Annotated in this window: 17 protein-coding genes; 13 read left to right on the top strand and 4 right to left on the bottom strand. The window is 34.8% G+C overall.

What is annotated here, in order from left to right; all coding sequences use genetic code 11:
* Nucleotides 1–4: 4 nt before the first annotated feature.
* Genes MED134_RS08465 through MED134_RS08455 form a run of 3 tightly spaced genes read right to left on the bottom strand, consistent with a single transcriptional unit; the run spans nt 5 to nt 2,978 of the window.
* Complete coding sequence (locus tag MED134_RS08465; RefSeq protein WP_038597917.1) at nt 5–1,600, bottom strand: ATP-dependent DNA ligase; 1,596 nt, start codon at nt 1,598–1,600, stop codon at nt 5–7.
* Complete coding sequence (locus tag MED134_RS08460) at nt 1,597–2,625, bottom strand: ligase-associated DNA damage response exonuclease (protein WP_038597915.1); 1,029 nt, start codon at nt 2,623–2,625, stop codon at nt 1,597–1,599. The genes MED134_RS08465 and MED134_RS08460 overlap by 4 nt, the downstream gene beginning before the upstream one ends.
* A 41-nt stretch (nt 2,626–2,666) precedes the next feature.
* A complete protein-coding gene (locus MED134_RS08455; RefSeq protein ID WP_038597913.1) occupies nt 2,667–2,978 on the bottom strand; it encodes a hypothetical protein in 312 nt (103 codons plus the stop codon).
* 254 nt (nt 2,979–3,232) lie between these two features.
* Here MED134_RS08455 and MED134_RS15270 point away from each other — a divergent pair, with 254 nt between their 5' ends.
* The 10 genes from MED134_RS15270 (at nt 3,233) to MED134_RS08410 (ending at nt 9,667) form a co-directional block, all read left to right on the top strand.
* A complete protein-coding gene (locus tag MED134_RS15270) occupies nt 3,233–3,373 on the top strand; it encodes a hypothetical protein (protein WP_157496174.1) in 141 nt (46 codons plus the stop codon).
* A gap of 103 nt (nt 3,374–3,476) precedes the next feature.
* A complete protein-coding gene (locus MED134_RS08450; RefSeq protein WP_038597911.1) occupies nt 3,477–3,866 on the top strand; it encodes a DUF2721 domain-containing protein in 390 nt (129 codons plus the stop codon).
* 183 nt (nt 3,867–4,049) lie between these two features.
* Entirely contained in the window at nt 4,050–5,123 is a 1,074-nt protein-coding gene (locus MED134_RS08445) for a site-specific integrase (protein WP_038597910.1), read from the top strand.
* Complete coding sequence (locus MED134_RS08440; protein ID WP_038597908.1) at nt 5,120–6,283, top strand: hypothetical protein; 1,164 nt, start codon at nt 5,120–5,122, stop codon at nt 6,281–6,283. The genes MED134_RS08445 and MED134_RS08440 overlap by 4 nt, the downstream gene beginning before the upstream one ends.
* A 123-nt stretch (nt 6,284–6,406) precedes the next feature.
* Nucleotides 6,407–6,670 (top strand): helix-turn-helix domain-containing protein, encoded by a 264-nt coding sequence (locus tag MED134_RS08435; protein ID WP_038597906.1) that lies wholly within the window; start codon nt 6,407–6,409, stop codon nt 6,668–6,670.
* A gap of 142 nt (nt 6,671–6,812) precedes the next feature.
* A complete protein-coding gene (locus MED134_RS08430) occupies nt 6,813–7,268 on the top strand; it encodes a hypothetical protein (RefSeq protein WP_038597903.1) in 456 nt (151 codons plus the stop codon).
* A 41-nt stretch (nt 7,269–7,309) separates the two neighbouring features.
* Nucleotides 7,310–7,864 carry a hypothetical protein gene (locus MED134_RS08425; protein ID WP_148305643.1) on the top strand — a complete coding sequence of 185 codons (555 nt, stop codon included), beginning with the start codon at nt 7,310–7,312 and terminating at the stop codon, nt 7,862–7,864.
* 144 nt (nt 7,865–8,008) lie between these two features.
* Nucleotides 8,009–8,329, top strand: a complete 321-nt coding sequence (locus MED134_RS08420) for a plasmid mobilization protein (RefSeq protein ID WP_038597899.1) — start codon at nt 8,009–8,011, stop codon at nt 8,327–8,329.
* Nucleotides 8,319–9,185 (top strand): relaxase/mobilization nuclease domain-containing protein, encoded by an 867-nt coding sequence (locus MED134_RS08415; RefSeq protein ID WP_038597897.1) that lies wholly within the window; start codon nt 8,319–8,321, stop codon nt 9,183–9,185. Before MED134_RS08420 ends, MED134_RS08415 begins: the two co-directional genes overlap by 11 nt.
* Nucleotides 9,182–9,667 carry a hypothetical protein gene (locus MED134_RS08410; RefSeq protein ID WP_038597895.1) on the top strand — a complete coding sequence of 162 codons (486 nt, stop codon included), beginning with the start codon at nt 9,182–9,184 and terminating at the stop codon, nt 9,665–9,667. Before MED134_RS08415 ends, MED134_RS08410 begins: the two co-directional genes overlap by 4 nt.
* Nucleotides 9,668–9,692: 25 nt before the next feature.
* Here the strand turns inward: MED134_RS08410 and MED134_RS08405 are convergent, their stop codons facing one another.
* A complete protein-coding gene (locus MED134_RS08405; protein WP_038601074.1) occupies nt 9,693–9,947 on the bottom strand; it encodes a helix-turn-helix domain-containing protein in 255 nt (84 codons plus the stop codon).
* A gap of 53 nt (nt 9,948–10,000) precedes the next feature.
* On the opposite strand from MED134_RS08405, the gene MED134_RS08400 reads away from it, so the two are divergent.
* The 3 genes from MED134_RS08400 to MED134_RS08390 all read left to right on the top strand — a co-directional run bounded on the left by MED134_RS08400 (nt 10,001) and on the right by MED134_RS08390 (nt 19,687).
* Entirely contained in the window at nt 10,001–10,576 is a 576-nt protein-coding gene (locus MED134_RS08400) for a GIY-YIG nuclease family protein (RefSeq protein WP_038597893.1), read from the top strand.
* Nucleotides 10,577–11,240: 664 nt separating this feature from the next.
* A complete protein-coding gene (locus MED134_RS08395; RefSeq protein ID WP_038597891.1) occupies nt 11,241–14,849 on the top strand; it encodes a hypothetical protein in 3,609 nt (1,202 codons plus the stop codon).
* 5 nt (nt 14,850–14,854) lie between these two features.
* Nucleotides 14,855–19,687, top strand: coding sequence for a DUF6443 domain-containing protein (locus tag MED134_RS08390; RefSeq protein ID WP_038597889.1), 4,833 nt, complete (start codon nt 14,855–14,857; stop codon nt 19,685–19,687).
* Nucleotides 19,688–19,689: the final 2 nt, after the last annotated feature.

Here is a 19,689-nt window from a genome sequence, read left to right as displayed (position 1 = left end):
TATATTATTTAGGAATCATCCCTTTCAAATCCTCTAGCGTATTTGCATCTTCTATCTTCTTGTCGTGTCGCCAGCGTAGCATCCTTGGGAAGCGCGTGGCTATTCCACTCTTATGTCTTTTGGATAACGCTATGCCTTCAAAGGCTATCTCAAACACGTGATGAGGTGTTACAGATCTTACAGGTCCAAAACGTTCTAACGTGTTTTTTTTAATCCAGTTATCTACTTTTCTAAACTCGGCATCTGTGAGTCCTGAATAGGCTTTTGCAAAAGTAACGAGCTCGGTTTTATCTTCATTCCATAAACCAAAGGTGTAATCTGTAAATAAATTACTTCGTCTACCGTGACCACGCATTGCATAGGTGAGCACTGCATCAATAGTAAGCGGATCTACTTTCCATTTCCACCAGTCGCCTTTTTTTCTACCTACCCGATAGGGGCTGTCTTTGCGCTTAATCATTAATCCTTCAGAGCGCATCTCTCTACTGCGGTCTCTTTCTTGCGCCATCGCTTCCCAACTATCAAACTCCATTGTTTCAGAAATGCCTATAGGCAAACCCTTATCTGTTATATTGCGATATAACGATTCGAGTATTATTCTCCTTTTCGCGAAAGCAGTCTCACGCAAGTCTTTTCCTTCCCATTCTAAAATGTCATAAGCCTTGATAATCACAGGCACTTCTTTGAGCATTTTCTTGCTCACCGTCTTACGCCCTATACGCGCTTGTAAGTCGTTAAATGTGCCAATCTGCCCATCATAAAAAGGCAGTAACTCACCATCTATGACGGTTCCGTCTGGTATATGTTCTTTGAGAATCTCAAGTTCTGGGTACTTATCTGTCACTAGCTCTTCACCGCGACTCCAGATAAAAATCTCCCCATTACGAAAGATGGTTTGTGAGCGTATACCATCCCATTTATGTTCGGCAAGAAAGTCTGTCACATCACCCAGCGCCGAAGGTTCATCTTCAACTGCATAGGCAAGGTAAAATGGATACGGTCTTGAAAACTCTTGACTTGCATCTTCTTCGATAACCAGATCGTGAAAGGTGACCGTCTGCGGTTTCCAGTCGCCCATTAATTTATAGGCAAGTACATCTTCTTCTATATCTGTTGCTTGTGATAATGCACGCGTCATTAACTTTTGACTCACGCCTATTCTAAAGCCACCGGTGATAAGCTTTGTAAATACAAAACGTTCATAATAGTTGAGGTTTGCCCAGTTATCAAAGAGGTATTCCTTTTTCTCTTCATCGGTTTTTCGCTTAAGCGAAATCATCTCTTCCAGAAACTGAGTAAGCGACTTCTCAGAAGATGCTGTTGCTGCGGGAACCACAAGTGCAATCGTTTCTGCAAGGTCACCCACGATGTGATAACTTTCTTCAAAAAGCCATAACGGGATGTTTGATAGTTCGCTCGCCCACTCCCTAAGTAAGGTTGTGTTTACAGGTCTTGGAGGGCGACGGTGCGATAAGATGGCAATCGTCCAGACCTTGTCTTTATCTGGCGCTTCCTTAAAATAATGCGCAAGTGCCTTGACCTTCTCGTTAGTCTTATTTGTGGAATCAAGGGTCTTTATGAGTGCTGCAAATAGTTTCATACGCTAGTTTCCTCCTCCTCTTTTTTTGCATCTCCTTCTGCTAGTTCGCCTTCATATTGCGTTTCTTCTGTACGAGCATCATAACCCAGACCGCGTAAATAGCGCGAGAATATATCTGTATATCCGTGTGTACAGATAATTTTTTCTGCACCCGTAGCTTCTATACTTTGTAGTGAGCTAGGCCAGTCACAGTGATCACTTAGCACAAAGCCTTTGTCAATAGCTCTGCGTCTACGTGCTCCTCTAAAAGCCATCCAGCCGCTAGCGCTTGCGGTTACGTATGGCACCATCTTGCGTATCCACGTACTGCCGTGAGTGGCTGGTGGTGCTAGGACGATACTTCCTTTAAAATCTTCTTTTTTGGTATCTCTAGTGATTAGTTCTGTTGCTGGCATATCGATCATAGGGCGCAGAACTTCGGTCATTTTTTCGATAGCGCCGTGTGTAAGAATCTTTCCAATACTCGGGTCAAGGTGCTTTAATAATCGTTGTGCTTTACCTAAGCTATAAGCAAAAAGTACAGAACACTTTCCGTCGGCTTTGTTTTGCGCCCACCAAGTATTAATATCGTGCATTACTTCGGCTTGTGGAGTCCACTTGAAGGCTGGGAGTCCAAAGGTGCATTCGGTAATGAAAGTGTCGCATTTTACGGGTTCGTAGGGTTGAGAGATACCATCTACTTCAGTCTTATAATCGCCTGTAAATACCCACACTTCGCCCTTGTGTTCTACACGTATCTGACTAGACCCAGGAATGTGACCTGCAGGATGAAAGGTGAATTTTACGTTGTTGATGTTTACGCTTTCGCGAAAGCGTACCCCAGAAACATTAATATCTCCCAATCTATGAGAAATGATAGGCATATTGCTCTCGTGAGTGATATACTGTTTATGTCCCCATCGACTATGGTCTGCGTGGCCGTGCGTGATGAGGGCTTTATCTACAGGTTTCCACGGGTCTAGATAGACCTTTGCGGGCGGGCAATAGATGCCCTTATCTGTAAATTCTAGAAGTGGTTTTTTCAACAGTGGGTTGGGTTTTTAGTAAAGGTAAGGGAGAAGATGTATTAGTCAAGTATCACGTGTAGAAGTAGTCCTTGGTTTGAGGTCTCACCTTCTGTCGCAGTGTTCTTGTACTTAACTTTAAACTTCTCGCCTGTTACTTCATTTGCTTGCAACTTCTTAAGTGAGATGCTTGCTTGTGAATCGCTCACAAGAATGAGAGGTTCTTGTTGCTCGTTTGTAAAAAAGAAGTAACCTCCCTCATAAGCATCAAAAGTGAGCGTTTCTGTAAGTACTTCTTTTTTGCTCGTACTAATCTCTGGTGAGAGCATTGTAAAAGAGATGACTGTCGTAAGTAATAGTATGATGGTTTTCATAATAGTAGTGTTATGTTATAAGCTTTTCTTTATCAATTGTTTTGAAGAAGTTGCTCTTCTTCTATCATAAAGATAGGGAGGCGCGTAGCTTTTATTTTATTTATTAACCTGGTTTTGTGACTGCTAGTTAATGGTTTGTGAAAGACAAGTGACTGAAGATGCTTCTTTTTTATTACATAAATAACTTTTGGCATCAGATTTGTGACATTCAAAAAAAGAACGTGTCTCTTATGTAAATCAAAAAGCAAAACAGTATGAACACATCAGTAAAAAATCGCCCGTCTAATTATGACCAGGCAACCGAAAATATAAAGCGCAATCTTGAAAGATACGGTAGATTACTGCATATGAAAAAGTTCAGAAATCCTGCTTTCACATTTGCAGACCGTCACTAGATATATATTATTTGAATTAGCTTTAAAAGCCCTAGATTTTTAAGAAGTCTAGGGTTTTTATGTTGTAGTGCAATCTCGTAGCTTTACGATAAGCAACTTCTATATGAATCTTACCTTAAGTATACCGGCTCTTCTGTTTCCTGCAATCTCTTTAACAATGCTTGCATATAACGCTCGCTATCTCGCTATTGCTGCACTTATTAGAAACTTGCACGCCTCTTACCAAGAGACAGGCTCTGAAGACGTGCGGCTTCAAGTAACTAAGTTGAGAAAGCGTCTATCTATCATTAAAAATATGCAGGCGGTGGCGATTGTAAGCTTTTTACTAGCGGTGATAACGATGTTTCTTATTTATATAGGTGTCACCTTCTGGGCAAACTTAGTGTTTGCTGTAAGTCTGGTTGCTCTTATGACCTCCCTTATTTTGTCACTTGTAGAGGTGCAGTTGTCTACAAAGGCGTTAAGTATACAACTTAAAGATATGGAGCAATAAAAAAGCCCCTATCTGTGAGATAAAGGCTTTCTTGTACCGAAAGTGGGAATCGAACCTTAATTGCTTTAAGTTATTATAAGCTGATGATTTACCTTATTATTAGGGTTTTTGATTGTTATTGATTATGCAATTTGTTTTAATTTGTTGTAAATAGTTGTTACTTTGTTACTCAATTGTTACCATATGAGTGTAAAGCTAAGAACTAAAAAACTTAAGAATGGAGGGAAGAGTTACTATCTCGACATTTATCATAACGGTCAAAGGTCATACGAATTTTTAGGTATTAAAACAGTATCTAAAGGTGTAAATAAAGATACAACTGAATCGAGAAAAGAAAAACAACGAATTGCCGAAGCCCGAGCAGCTCAAAAGGAAATCGAATTAATATCGGGAGGTTCAAATTATATCCCTAGACATATTCAAAGAATTAATTTTTTCGATTTTTCGGAAATATATCTAAAAGAATATTTAAAAAAAGATGGCAGAATGATATATGCGGCCGTTGAAAAGTTCAGAGAATTTACAGGTAATGATAAATTGAAAATAATTGATATCACTCCAGATTTAATGCAACGCTTTTATGATTTTTTAATCCATAAAGCTGGTTTGTCAGGAGAAACTCCCCATAACTATATTACGAGATTTAAAAAACTTTTAAAATCGGCAAAGAACAAGGGTATCATAAAAGAAGTACCCACGGCTGATATCCGCTTTAGCAATCCAAACAAGGGAGATACTCTTTCAAAGGAAGTTCTTGATATTGATGAAATAAAAGTTTTATACAATACTTACTGTGGCAATGATGTTGTTAAAAGGGCATTTATCTTTTGCTGTTATACGGGCTTAGGTTTAGCAGAGATAAGGAAGCTTAAATGGGGTCACATAAAGAAAAATCGTTTGGTAATTCAACGCAGTAAAACAGATAGCAAAATTGATAATGAATTGTCTAAACAAACACTGTCATTATTAGGTAAACGAAAACTAAATGATAATTTGGTTTTTGATTTAAAAGGTATATCTGATACTGCGGTTAATAAGAACTTGAAAAATTGGCTTAGGCGAGCTGATATTGAGAAAAAAATCACTTTTTACTGTGCACGTCACTCGTTTGCGGTGCTACTTTTATTGAACGGGGCAAATCTAAAAAGTGTAGCAGACGCTATGGGTCACAGTAGTACTAAAACTACTTTAAAGTATTTAAACCACGTTGATAGACTTAAAGATGAGGCTATAAACAATTTACCTTCTTTTAAATGAAAAATATACTTAGCAAAGAAATCGCTGATTTTGCGGATTTTCCTTTTAAATTTAGTCTAAATGAAAAGTTCAATAGTAAGGTTGTACACATTAAACTATCGACTTTAAATACTGCAGAATCAAATCAATTTGAAATTCACGAATCCTTCGACCATCTCGAAATTTTAAAACAATATGCAAGTGTTGAAATTAAAAATAAGGTAATAGAATTCTACTATCATCTTGCCAATCTATTTGATGAAGAAAAGATTTTTGATCATTTGGACGATAACAATATTTTCATAAGTCTAACTGGTCGTGATTTAAAGCATTATAAAACTTTTGGTTATTATCTTAATGGAGTTCCTTGCCGTCCAGACTTTTTATTTATGATGTATAAAGTATATTCATATTTTGATGAACCAACTTCTACCATATCCAGATTTAAGAATTGGATGTTGGCTATTCAGAAATATTGTGATGGTTTTAGAAAAGGTTATGACAATTTCGAAAGTGATAGCTTTTTGGGATTTGGAACTTTAAATATTGCAAATAAAATACATAGGGATCGACTTTATACTTTAGCTAGTGAAGATTGGAAACGTTTAATTTTGCAGCCTATTCTAAATATTGGCAATGGGACATATGCAATTGACACTTATAAGTCTGGTGAAATTAGTGCTAGGCATTATAAGGCTTGGTCATATATTTTGAGATATCCAGATTATTTCGAAAAAAAGATACCAAATCAAAAAGGAACTCCTTTAAAAGTTCATTTTGAAAAGAAATTACAAAAAAAAACGAAAATTGAGTCTTTTTTATGGAGGAGTAATTCAGATGAAGGTCTTAAAATTATTTATTATAGTTTTAAGTCTGAAGGGCTAATCAATTGTTCGTTGCCAGAATTTAAAAAGATATTTAGAGGGAATAAAAAATATAATCAAATTAATTGGGAAGGGACTGCAACACAATTAATTTATTTTTTTAATGAAATGACAGCAAAAAAGTTGATTAAGGTCAGTTCCAAAAAACACGTACAGTTAAGTTCTTGTTTTAAATCTAACCTGAATAATGCATCCCAAATTCTTACTCAAATTCTCAATAAAGATATAAATATCTCTAGTCAAAATTTTTTTGACAACCTAATTAAATCGGTGGGTGAGAGTATTTCTACTTCATAGTCGACTTCAATACTGAAGTAACTATGAAGTTATTATAGTTTGTTTTTAGTCTAATTTTGAGCCATCACTAAACTTTAGTGTGACTTAGCGCAAAGTCTTTGATAGTTAAAAACTGAAAAGATAATGAAAACAATTCCCAAAAAAATCGCAGAACATTTATTCTTCATAAAGGACATACATTCTTTTAATGAAGCAGCTGCCTACTTAGATTTGAGTAAATCACATCTTTATCGATTGACCTCAAATAATGATATTCCATTTTTTCGTCCCGGTGGACGGAAAATCTATTTTAAAAGGGCGGATTTAGATGCTTGGATGTTAAGAAATCCAATTAAATCAAATTTCCAAATAGAAAGGGAAGCTTCCTTACAATCCCTGCTTAAATAACAAGAGACTATTTTATCGATTCTTTAGTCTCTAGAAGTAGGAATAAAAAAGCACAACCCTGGACGGTTGTGCTTGATTTTCAAAAAGTCTTAATCTCGAATTAAAACCTATGTAAATATATAGGTTTTCAAATAATTATATTATGAAAACTATAGAGTTAAATACAGATTTTATAAAAACTCGTGTTAAACAGAAGAAAATATTATCTGCTACAGAGGAAATTACTCTTAAAATCATTTACAATTTTCAAATAAATAACAAAGTGTTTTTTGGATTGGACAACTGGCTAGCAGAGAAAAGAGGCTTATCAGAAAAGTCTATTCAGAATCATTTGAGAAGTTTAGAACGAAAGGGGTTTATTGATAGATCGAAAATGTATCGCAAGAGTAGAAGAATTATCTGTCTCAAACCTACTGAAGAATTCTTTCACTACTTCCAAAAGAAAAGTTCTGGAACTTCCGGAAGAATATTTCCTGAAGTTCCGAAAGAATATTTCGGACATAATCCTAAAGAGAATTCCAAAAATAATTCTCAATCTAATTCTGGTAGTGAACAAGTAGATAGAATCAATTCAAGGTATCATTTAAGTATTATTTGATGATTGTAATAAATGACGTATCCAAGATCTTAAATACGTTTTTGGACTTAGGGGAAAAAAGAATTTCACGAACTGGAAAAAAGATGATATTAGGTAATCAATATAAAAATGAAGTGTTGAAAATTGTGGAGTATATGGCTAATTCAAAAAAATATACGGAACGAGGAGGTAATAAGAATAAGGGTATTCTGCTAAGGGGTCCAGTAGGTTCTGGTAAGAGTACGATTTTTAAAATTATAGAGGATTTTGAAGTAAAAAAAAAGATGAAGACAGCAAAGTTTGTGTCTGCATCATTTGTCGTTAGTCAATACAATTTGTCTAAGCAAAAGGAAATGGTAATAAATAAGTATTCAAATGAAATTTATTGTTTTGATGACTTAGGCAGAGAACCCTTAGGGTCAAACTTTGGAAAAGAAGACATATTTGTTAGAATCTTAGAAAACAGATATAGAAATTTTTGCAATAACGGTCTGCGAACCCACATAATCACAAATCTAACTATTACACAAATTAAGGAACGGTATGGCTTTCACATAGAAGATCGTTTTTACGAGATGTTTAATATGCACGAATTAAAAAATACGTCTTTCAGGTAAATGGAGGCTTAACTAATTATTCTTTCCCCTAAGTTAACCCTGAAGCAAAGGGGAAAGAGTTAGCAAGTTGGACTTTGTGTGTACAAACGCTAAAAGCGTGTGTGTACATAAAGTAGAAGTATTCACTAAAGCTCATACATAACAATGAATAATAAAACAGAGAGGGTATCAATAAGACTAACAGGTCAAGAGAAACTTGCACTGCAGGAAAAAGCGAAAAAATATGATACTACGCTTTCAAATTACCTTATAGCTTCCGGACTTAACAAACAAATCTGTGTGCGATTTCTCCCAGATCTTGAAACTGAAAAGTTAAAAATTGAACTAGCTCAATTAGGTAGAAATTTATGGCTTTTAGTCAAATTAAAAAGAGTATTTGAACTCTCAGAAACATATAATCTTGAGCTTCTGAAAAATGAAATTGCTGGCTTACTTTCAAAAATCAATAAGAAATATGATCATTAAAATTGTTCGGACAGGTTCTTCAGAAAATCTTCTTGATTACTTGGTTAATCAGCAGCACGAAATTCTGGATTCAAAAGGAGTGTTGCCTTACCAAGATATAGAATCAATTAAGAAGGAATATCACACTAGAGAGCTCACAAATAATAAAGCAAAAAACATAGCTTATAACATCATTGTTTCTTTTCCGGCTGAGGATAACATTACAAAATCAATGCGCTTGAAACTTCTTGAAGACGTAATGCAGGAATTTAATGGCGGTAGTGATCTATGGTTTGCAGTAGCGCATCCAGACAGTATAAATCATCAACACTTTCATTGTGCACTTTCGGCAATAAAACTGGATGGTAATTCAATTGATATGTCAAATTTTTCAAAAAGAGCGATGACGCTTTCGCGAAAGCTGGAAAAAAAATATCATTTAAAACGTATTTTAAATGAGAGAAGTATGAATTCTAATCAATCAATTAATGCATTAAGATTTGCAATTGATCACGCAATAAATGAAGCTCAGAATATGGATGAATTTATTGCAATTATGCGCCTAACCGGGTATAAATGTAAAGTGGGTAGAGGTATTACTTTTATTAAGCTAGAAAATAATCATCCCATAAAAGGCAGCGCAGTGGGAAGAGAATATAGTCTAGGTAATTTATTGAAAAAACTTGAAAACAAAATAGAAATTGAACCTGACACCAAAATAGGCAGACCAAGCAATGTAAAGCCTATGAGCACGTCAAGAACCCCAGATTTTATAGACCTTATTTTAGAAAGCTCACCAAACACCAATTCATCCATAGACAACGCAGACGAGGAGGTCTATAAAAAGAAAAGAAGAAAAAAACGCACACGAAGATGAATATTCAAGAAACTTATTTACTTAAACTCATTCAAAAAGTTGAACACTTAGAGAAGGCACTGAAAAACTTTCAAGGATCAAATAAGAGCAATAATGAGTTGCTACAACGGGTGGATAAAGCTGAGATAACACTTACTGACTTTATAAGTTCATTATCAATTATGCGCTCTCATAATATTGAATCAATAAGAATGTTAGAAGAACTACTAAAGAATGTTCCAAAAAGTATACCTAGGTCTTTTATTCTCAAAATTGAAAGAGGTAGTGCTGTAGAAATAGTCAAATCATTTTTGATCTTAATTGGTTTGTGTAGCACAGTATATGTGAGTTCAAAATGGATAGAATTCAATTATTTTGACAAATATAAAAATGCTTGGGAAAGTGTTTATGAAGACAATAACGAGAGTACCCAACACTATCTTGACCAAAAACTAAATGAATTTAAAAACCAATCATTTTGGGAGAAAATAACAAACGAGTAAATGTGCCCAGACAGTTATATCAAGTTTATGATAACCCATCAGTTGGGTTGAGCCTTTCTTCAACTTGCTTAAAGAACTCTGAAAAAGAGATGTCATAATATTTTAGCAACACATCTAAGGTACTTACAGAAAGATTTGTGGAGCCCGTCTCTATTCTACCTATGTGTATACCTAAATCATTGTATACAAACTCTTGAGATAAAGATAATGTGGCCCTCAACTCTCCTAATTCTAATGCAATGGCATTGATTAAAGTGTCATTTCTCAATTTTTTACTCATAGTTTGGAAATTCCTAAGAATATTTATAAATTGTAATGACTTAAATGTCATTTATGTTGCTTTATATTCTACATTTTAATAATAAGAACTATTTCAAAATTGGTGTCACAAATAATATTCTTAGGAGAGTTCGTCAAATACACGATAATTTTAATCTAGGTATAGATTTACATAATACAATTATTGTTACCAATGCAAAACAATCTAGGATTAAACGTCTTGAACGTAATCTATTAGATATTACCTCAGACTTTCAATATAAATTTCCAGAACACTTAAATAATTGCCCAGGGCGTTATGAGTTTCGTACATTAAATTGTCAAAACTTGATAAAACAATTCATTTTAGAGCAAAAAAACTACAAACTAAATTACCAAGTTTACGAAGGGCTGGATTTGTGTGGGCATTATGATATTACAATACCTAAGGCATACTACCCTATTGATACGCGTTATACACTTCTTTCAGATCTATTACAACAAGATTTAGACAATTATTGTGAAGCCAATAAACTATCTATACGTGATTTTTACAATGAATTACTTTACAAAAAAGCGTGTGAGCTAGGTATCGAACGTCCTGAAACTAATGTGGATTACAAAGGCTATTATCAATATGAAGGCAAGTAACAACCTCACAAAGTAAAGCTAAAAACCCTTTTTGCTTGCGTTTTTTTTGTGGTGCTTTTAGATTTCAACTTTCTATACTCATATTGAACCTACAGTGCTGCAAATGATAAAAACACCTTACTAAAAGGTAAATGTTTTTAATTTTATCTAAATCGTAATATTGTCCTATTCTTAGGGAAGCCTACAATTTGAGGCTCACTTTAATTCCTCTTTGTTCGAATTAACAATAAAGAAAACCCAGTATTAGATTTTTATAGTAATTGGTGTGCTTTTACAAGAGGTTTATTATTGGAGAGCGATACTCTTCTTAAAAATTAAAGATATAGTAGAATTACTTTTGCATATTTAGGCTTTTTGTAATTGTATTTGGTAAGGTTTATGATCTAATGGGCTATTTAACATAATTTTAACACAATGAATAATTATGTGCAATTAGTTTAATTTCAGCAGGTTATGTGTTGCTAAAATTAATTTAAACCACTTAATTACGGATTTCCGTAATTGAGTATAGGCATATTTGCTTAGGTTTAGACTTTTAATTTCATCAATCAATCAATCATATTACATTTTTTTCTTCATAAAGTTCAATATCAAATTCAAATAATCGGTATTGAAATAAATCTTCATAAGAGAGAAATTAATATGATAAAATTTAAATCAGACTATGAAACTAGTTTCGAATAGGAACTTTTTGCTAATTATTATAATCTTCTTTGGTTTTTTAAAATCACTAATTAGTCAAAATTCATTACCAACAGTTACTCCAAGTACACCAGAGTCTTATGCTCTTTCAATGGCGTCAAATGTACCAATAGACCAATCAACTGGTCAAATGGCGTTTACAGTTCCTATTCACAATATACAAATTGATGGCAATGATTGGCCAATAACTCTTCAGTATAATTATGGAGGATTTATTACGGAAGCTAAGCCTTCATTGGCAGGGTGGGGATGGACGCTCAATGCTTACGGTAGTATAACTAGACAAATAAGAGGAATTGCTGATTTTAAACCCAAAGGTTATTATGGCGACATTAATACTGGTGATGAGCTAACAGAGGTTCAGAGCTTGATAAATGACTTCGTGGATGTTTCTAGTAGTTCAGAAATTTACGATATGCCTTACCATAAATTTATGGCAATCTATAGAGGTGAATTGGATTCAGAATTAGATAAATATGTAGTCAATATTGCAGGTAAAAGATTTTCTTTTAAGGTTAAGAGGGAACCAAATAACGTATTAGAACCTTATTTTCTGTCCGTTACTAATTATAAAGTTGATATTGAAACTTCACTGTTTCCATATTTTCATATTAGCGCTTTTACAGTTACAGATGATGCTGGCGTAAAGTATCATTTTACAAGCGGAGATTCAGAGGACATATACGCAACTCCTGAAAACCCAGATATTTACTACGATAGAACTACATCCTGGCTTTTATCAAGAATACAATATATTAACGGCGAAGGAGTAAATTTTAATTATGGTTCAGAGACTTGGCATACTTGGAATTTCTCAGCCAAAGCCATCAGTTGGAATGGTGAATACACTACGCCGAATCAATTAGGAACTTATTTCGACGGAGTTACTGGAGGCTATAATGATGCTAATAAGGTAACATTAATGAATAGAAAAATACTCAATTCTATTGATTTCCCTAAAGGTAGTTTAACTTTCCACACAGTGGAGAAGGGCCCGGGTGGTTTTGAGAATCATAAAGTTTACGATAGAATTACGTTAAGAAATAATAATGATCAAATCATTAATGATTTCACTCTTGAGCATTTGGGAGGCAGGGATGCACTAGTAGAGATAACTAAAAATAATGAAATGTATTATGGATTTGACTATAATCAATTAAGTTTTTCATATCCAGGTTTTTTTAGAAATGCATCATCTAAGCCTCTAGATCAAGACAATTATGGATACTACAATGGTGCAAATAATAGTCAAGCTATAGCAAATTCTATAAATGGGTCGCAAGTAAACAAAGAAATTAGTGAATTGCATACTCGTAAAGGGGCAATGAAAAAAATAATTTATCCTACAGGTGGATTTACTGAAATTAGATATGAACAGAATGATATTAAGGTTCCCTATGAGCAAAGTAATGGTTCTGGCTCAGACTTTAATAGAAACATAACACTACAGCTGTACGCAACAGCAACAAATAATAATCGGCATATTGAAAGAACAGTAACTTTTGATTACCCTGTTAGAGCCAGTCTTTCTCATTTTATCTCTGGCGATGCAACTCACGGTAATTCAATTTATTTAGGAATTAAACGTTTGTCTGGGCCTCCAGCTTCTGATTACACGGAACATTGTTATAATAGTGCAACACCTTTAAATCACTGGTATTACCCATTAGTAATTAACTCTAGAAGGAATAATTTAAATGTGCCTGATCCTTTTGACCCTAAGCCTTGTGATGTTTATTATCCTAACCCTATTTTGGTGCCAAATTTTGTAACAGGTAAAGATCCTGATAACAATTGTCCATATCCTCCTGGAAATGTTTTTGGTTGTACTGATGATTATACAATTAATCAAACAGGCAATTCTGGTGGGGATTTTTGGATTATTCCAGGTACGTATAGATTTTATATTTCAACCCATACAGATGGTAATACAGATAGACCATCTTATTTCTATAATGATCCAATCAATTCAAGAATTAGACTTGAATACTACATTCCTGATATGACCGATGACGGGGAGCCTTTTGTTAATGATTTAGTTGGCGGTATTCGAGTTAAAGAAATTTCAAATTTCGATAATACTGGTGAAAAGGTTTCTAAAGTCGAATATTCTTATTATGATGAAGATGGTTTTTCAACTGGAGTATTGAATAAAAAACCACAGCTTTCAGAAACTCATAATGTAACCGTGATTCCTGAATCTGGGAGTGGAATAACACAATGGACACAAAAGAACTACTATCTTAATACATATGTTGAAGAATTTGGAAATAGAGGTGTCCCTATATATTATCAGAAAGTGAGAAAAAAGTTTGAATTTGTAAGTGAATCTACAAGCAATCCAACTCCATTATTTCCAACTGTTACTAACCCTAACTCTTCCGATTATAACTTTAACGTATCGCATAATGGATATGTAGAAACGGAATATGAAACCCCATTTGAGATTAACGAATATAGCTATCCAAAAGTTCCTATAAATACAGATATACAAGGAGCTCGAAAGGTTTCTGAAAGAACCTATGATGGAAACTCTAACCTTCTTAGTGAGTTAGAAACAGATTATATACTAAGAAGACATTTGTTAAGCCCTGACCAACTTTTCTTGCAAGATAATATTTTAATCAACCAGGATGATAACGACGAACATCCCTGGAGTTTCAAAATCTATTTACCCAAAAATAGAACTGTAGATTTTGCAAATAATTGCTATTCTGAGTCTGGTGAATGTTATTTAGATATTAAAATGTTACATAAATTTATTAGATATAAGGAAATAGAAATGTTCTGGATGCCAGATGAGGTTAGAAGTTTTCAGGACGACATAGAGACAATTACTTCGTATACTAGAGATCAAGAATCTCAATATCTTTACAATAAGGAAAAAAGTTTTTCAACCAGCAGCGGAAAAAATTATAGAGAAGTTTACTCATATCCGCAAAACTTTGATAATGATGAGTATTCTGGTATGGTTACAAGAAATCAATTAAAAACGCCAGTACAAATTCAAAAATATGTTGATGACCAAAAAACATTTGATGGAAAGGGAGAATATGATACTACTGCATTCCAGGGATATAAATTAATTAAACAATTAGTTCAAGTTAAAGACCAAGAAGATTATTTTGAGGAGTTTAGGATTGAATATGACATTGAAGGTAATATTATATCTTTAATAGATAAAGATGATTTAGAAACTATTTTTGTTTGGGGATATCACAAAGAATACCCTATTGCTAAAATAGTTAATCCCCCTTCATCCGATGGTCTTTTGTCTTTTGGAAGTCTTAGTGCACTCTCAAATGCCGATAATGACAATACATTAGGTTATTTAGGTAATGAAGGCGCATTAAGGGAAGCGCTGGATAATCTTAGGAGCAGTCCAGAGATGATTAATGCACAAGTGACTTCCTATACTTACGATCCTTTAATAGGCGTCACTAGTCAAACAGATCCACGTGGTTACACGATGTATTATGTATATGATGAGAAAAACCGTTTAGAATTTGTAAAAGATTCGAATGGTAATATTTTAAGTCAGAATGAGTACAACTACATTTTAAACAACTAGGAGCTATGAGATTATTAATTACACTATTAGGATTGTTTGCGTCAACTACGTTGTTTAGTCAGACTATTTCAGAGAACTATGTTAAGACTACATCATATCAAGTAGAGACAGTAAGTGGTGATGTAGGTGGGGACGGTAAGGTTGAATCAATAAATTATTATGATGGATTAGGCAGAATAAAACAACAGATTATTGTTGATGGTGTTGTGTCAAGTGCTGGATTTACTGATGGTAATGAATCCAGTGGAGACAGTCGAAGTCTAGCTGGTCTTTCGATTGATTGGGCCTTAGGTGAAGGTAGTACTCAAAACTTTACACGCTATGGCGATGCAAATGAGAGTCGCCGTGTGCAAGGCACAACACCTTCAGACGAAACTGATATTTTGTGGGAATGTGCTAATAATGCTGGTTCAGCTAGGTCAGATGGCGGCTTTTACTCGGGTTATTTTCCAGTAGATAAATCTAGTTCCTACATTTTTACTGTTTGGGTAAAGAAAGGTGCAAATTTAACTGATGGAAGATCTTATTTAGGAACGTTAAATGTTAGTACGCTAAGTGGCTCTCCTCATTCCAACCCTTATTTTGTCCCGGGTAGAGTTTTGCCTGAACTTGACGAGTGGTATTTGTTTGTGGGTGTAGTTCATCCTTATAACTATTCGGGTGGCGATACTGGAATAAGTGGAATTTACGACAAAGAAGGGAATAGAGTTTATGATGGTATTGAATGGAAATGGAATAGTACGACTACTCAAACTAAAATGAGAGCGCTACTTTACAATGCATCAAACACTTCCACACGTCAGTATTTTTGGAACCCTACTGTTCAGAAACTTAATAAAACATCTGGCAATTTTGTAAATGACTGGAATGAGGGTGTTGGTAATACGCCATTTTTCAATAGGAATGGGAGTGATCAAGAAAATAAGAGAGTTTATGGTACTGGTCCTAATGGAGGCACAGAATTATTATGGAAGTGTGATAATGATGCGGGTCGAAATGCAGACGGTGGCTGGAATACAGACTATTTTCCGATAGATAAAACAAAGAAGTATCGTTATACAACTTGGGTTAAGAGAACGGGTAGTCAAGATGGTAGTACCTACCACGGCACTCAGTTAGTAGATGATTTAAATGGTAAAGCACAAACTAATCCTTACTTCTGGGCGGGTGATCTTCCGGAGCTTGATGCGTGGTATCTTCTAGTTGGAGTTATTCATCCTTATAATTATCGAGGAGCTGATACAGGTGAGAGTGGTGTTTATGACTTACAAGGTAATAAAGTAAAAGATGGTAGAGAATTTAAATGGAAATCTACATCTACTCAAACCAGGATGCGTAATTATCTCTATTATAGCACAGATATAAATACTAAGCAATACTTCTGGTCTCCTCGTTTTGAAGCAATGACTTCAGGATCGACTCGTCTTAATGATGGTGCTGCATCTGAGAGTGTTGCAGATTATATTGCTACTACAAGTGGTGGTGATATTGTTACGCATTTTGAATATGACGATTTTGGACGTGTTTCAAAAAGTTTTCTCCCTTATGCTTCTCAAGGTACATTAAATGGAGAGATTCATTCTGATGCAGAAGAACAGACATATGATTTTTATGATGTAGAGAAGTATCAAAATACAACAAATCCCTATAGTGAAACTCTTTATGAAAAGTCTCCTTTAAATCGACCGTTAAAGCAGGGTGCTCCTGGAGCCTCTTGGGTTGTTGATCCTATTAATGATACTGATCATACAATAAAATTTGAGTATGCAAGCAATGTAAATCCTTCTGCAAGTTCAGAAGATCGGGTTTATTTCTTTGATGTGGCTTTTGGCACTGATACATCAGATCCGACACTGGTGCCAGGAGTATTGTATGATGGTCTAGAACTTTATAAAAGCATTACTAAAGACGAAAATTGGACTCCATCTTCAAACAATAATAACACCACTGTAGAATTTAGAAATAAGCAAGGACAGGTTGTACTTAAGCGCACATTTAATGATAACGTAAAGCACGATACCTATTATGTCTATGACGACTTCGGTAATCTTACATTTGTGTTGCCTCCTAAAGTTTCAACATCTGACGGTACGGTTAGCGCTACAGAACTTAATAAACTCTGTTATCAATACAAGTATGATGGTCGTAATCGTTTGATAGAGAAGAAAGTGCCTGGAAAAAGATGGGAGTCAATAGTTTATAATAAGCTTGACAAACCTGTTCTTACTCAGGATGAGAAGCTTGACGAAGACAACAAGTGGTTGTTTACTAAGTATGATGCTTTTGGGAGAGTTGCTTATACTGGGTTAATTTCAAATTCATCGTCTAGATTAACATTACAGAATCTAGCAAATGGAAATTCTTACCCTTCACAATATGAAACTAGAACAAGTGCTTCACCTACAGTAGGTGGTGTTCCTTTAAACTATACATATAGTGGGGCTATACCGACAAGTATAGAAAAAATATACACAATAAATTACTACGATAATTATAATAGCTTTAATGTAGGTTTTACCAAACCAGAAGCAAATTATTTTGGTGTTGACTTAGTAGATGGGATACAAACTAAGGGTCTTTCTACCGCTTCACGGGTTAATGTACTTAACACTACAAGCTACATTAATACACTTATGGGATATGATGCCAAGGGGAGACTAATCTGGCAGCGCACAGACAATACCTATCTAAATACTTCAGATGAGGTACATTATAATCTAGACTTTACTGGTAAAGTTTTAGAAAGCAGGTCTGAACATCGCAAAGGGAGTAATTCAGAAATTGTAACTACAGATTACTTTACATATGATAAATTGGGTAAATTACTCACGCATAAACAACGTGTAGATAATGGGTCTAATGTAGGAGATCTTGAGCTCATTACTCAAAGTATTTATGATGACCTAGGGCAACTAGAATCTAAGCTAGTAGGGGGAGAGACTACTTTAGATCAAGAACCAGGGACTGAACAAGGCCTTCAGGATATTGATTATCGATATAATGTAAGAGGATGGCTCACAGATATAAATAATGTAGACCAGGCCACTGCTGGTGCATCAGATTTGTTTAATTTTAGAATTAACTATGACATTCTAGCTTCTGGGGATACTAAAATTGAGGGTGGATTGTATAATGGAAATATATCTAGAACTATTTGGAAAAGTTTAGGTTTTGATAAAAGAAAGCGTTCTTATATATATGATTACGACCACCTTAATCGTATAAACAATAGTTCTAGCTTTCGTAATCAAGTAGGTGTAGATACGAGTCCAATGGACATTGAAGATGTATATGACTTAAGAAATGTAGTTTATGATAAAAATGGTAATATAGAGTCACTACAGCGATTTGGATCTCATAACGCTCATAATACAGAAATGGATAGACTTGCCTATACGTATGATGGCAATAAGCTTACCAGGGTGCGAGAACTAGCTACATCACTTATTAAAAATGAAGGTTTTAGAGATGGAAACCCAGGGTCAAGTACTGACTATACTTATGATGTTAATGGTAATATGACCCAAGATCTAAATAAAGGTATTGGCTCGATAAGTTATAACCACCTTAATCTTCCTACTACGGTAAACGTTACGGTAAATGAAGGAGCGGGTACGGGTATTATAGGGTATGTTTATGACGCTACGGGTGTAAAGCTACGTAAGACTGTAAATGGAGTAACGACAGATTATGCAGGTAACTTTATTTATAAAAACAATGTATTAACAATGTTTAGTCATCCTGAGGGTTATGTAGAACCAGATGGGAGTGATTTTAACTATATTTACCAGTATAAGGATCACTTAGGCAACGTTAGACTTACATATGCAGATACCGATGGTAACGGGTCTATCAATCCATCGAGTGAAATTATATCTGAGAAAAACTACTATCCTTTTGGACTTGAACATAAAGGATACAATAATGTCGTGAATGGTACGGAACATCCGTATAAATTCAACAACAAAGAACTTCAAGAAGAATTAGGGTTGAATATGTATGATTTTGGAGCAAGAATGCTCGACCCTGCATTAGGACGTTGGTTTAATATAGATCCATTGGCTGAAAATAGCCTAGATTTAAATCCTTATCATTTTGTAGCAAACAACCCATTGATTTTTGTTGACCCAGATGGAATGGATTGGTTTTATTACAGAAATGAAGGAGAGGAAGAAGCTTCTTGGAATTGGCAAGATGGAAGTGAATATGAACATTCCTATACATATACAGACGATGATGGTAATGAGCAGACCGAAAGTATAGCTTTGCAGGGTGTTAAAGCCGTTGTAGTTTTCAATGGTAGTACTGATGAAAAACTAGGAGCCGATGGCAAAATGACAGGAGAAGGAGCTGTTACGGCAGATGTTACTATTTATGGTCCTGGCGGAGCTGATGATGTACAAAATTATAGAGGTATTTCTGTATCATCAGACCCAAGTAAATACTCTATGATTGAAGAAGGAGATTATCAAGGTAGTCATCAACAAATGGCAACTAGTCCCTATGGTAAAGGGTCGTTAACTTATAGAATTAGTAATTTGGATGGTACAACTAGAATTAACCCTGAAGGAGGTACAAATAAAGCTAATGGTAAGGATTATATGGAGGCAATCTTTTTGCATAGAACGAATTGGAGTGGTAAAGGAGATAGAAGTTCACAAGGTTGTTTAATTATAGATGGTAGACAATGGAAAAAAGTAGAAGGGCAATTAGGAAAGCTTAATTCATTTTTAATTCAAGTTAGGAGAACCAATCCTAATGAGAGAGCAAAAAATAATGTTTCTACAAGAACAACACCACCACCTGTTGATAGTAGTTTAAAAGGACGTAAAAATTAATT

This window comes from Dokdonia sp. MED134, assembly GCF_000152925.2.
Lineage (GTDB): Bacteria > Bacteroidota > Bacteroidia > Flavobacteriales > Flavobacteriaceae > Dokdonia.
Note: the sequence above shows the minus strand (reverse complement) of the source record. Positions and strands in the feature narration are given on the sequence as shown.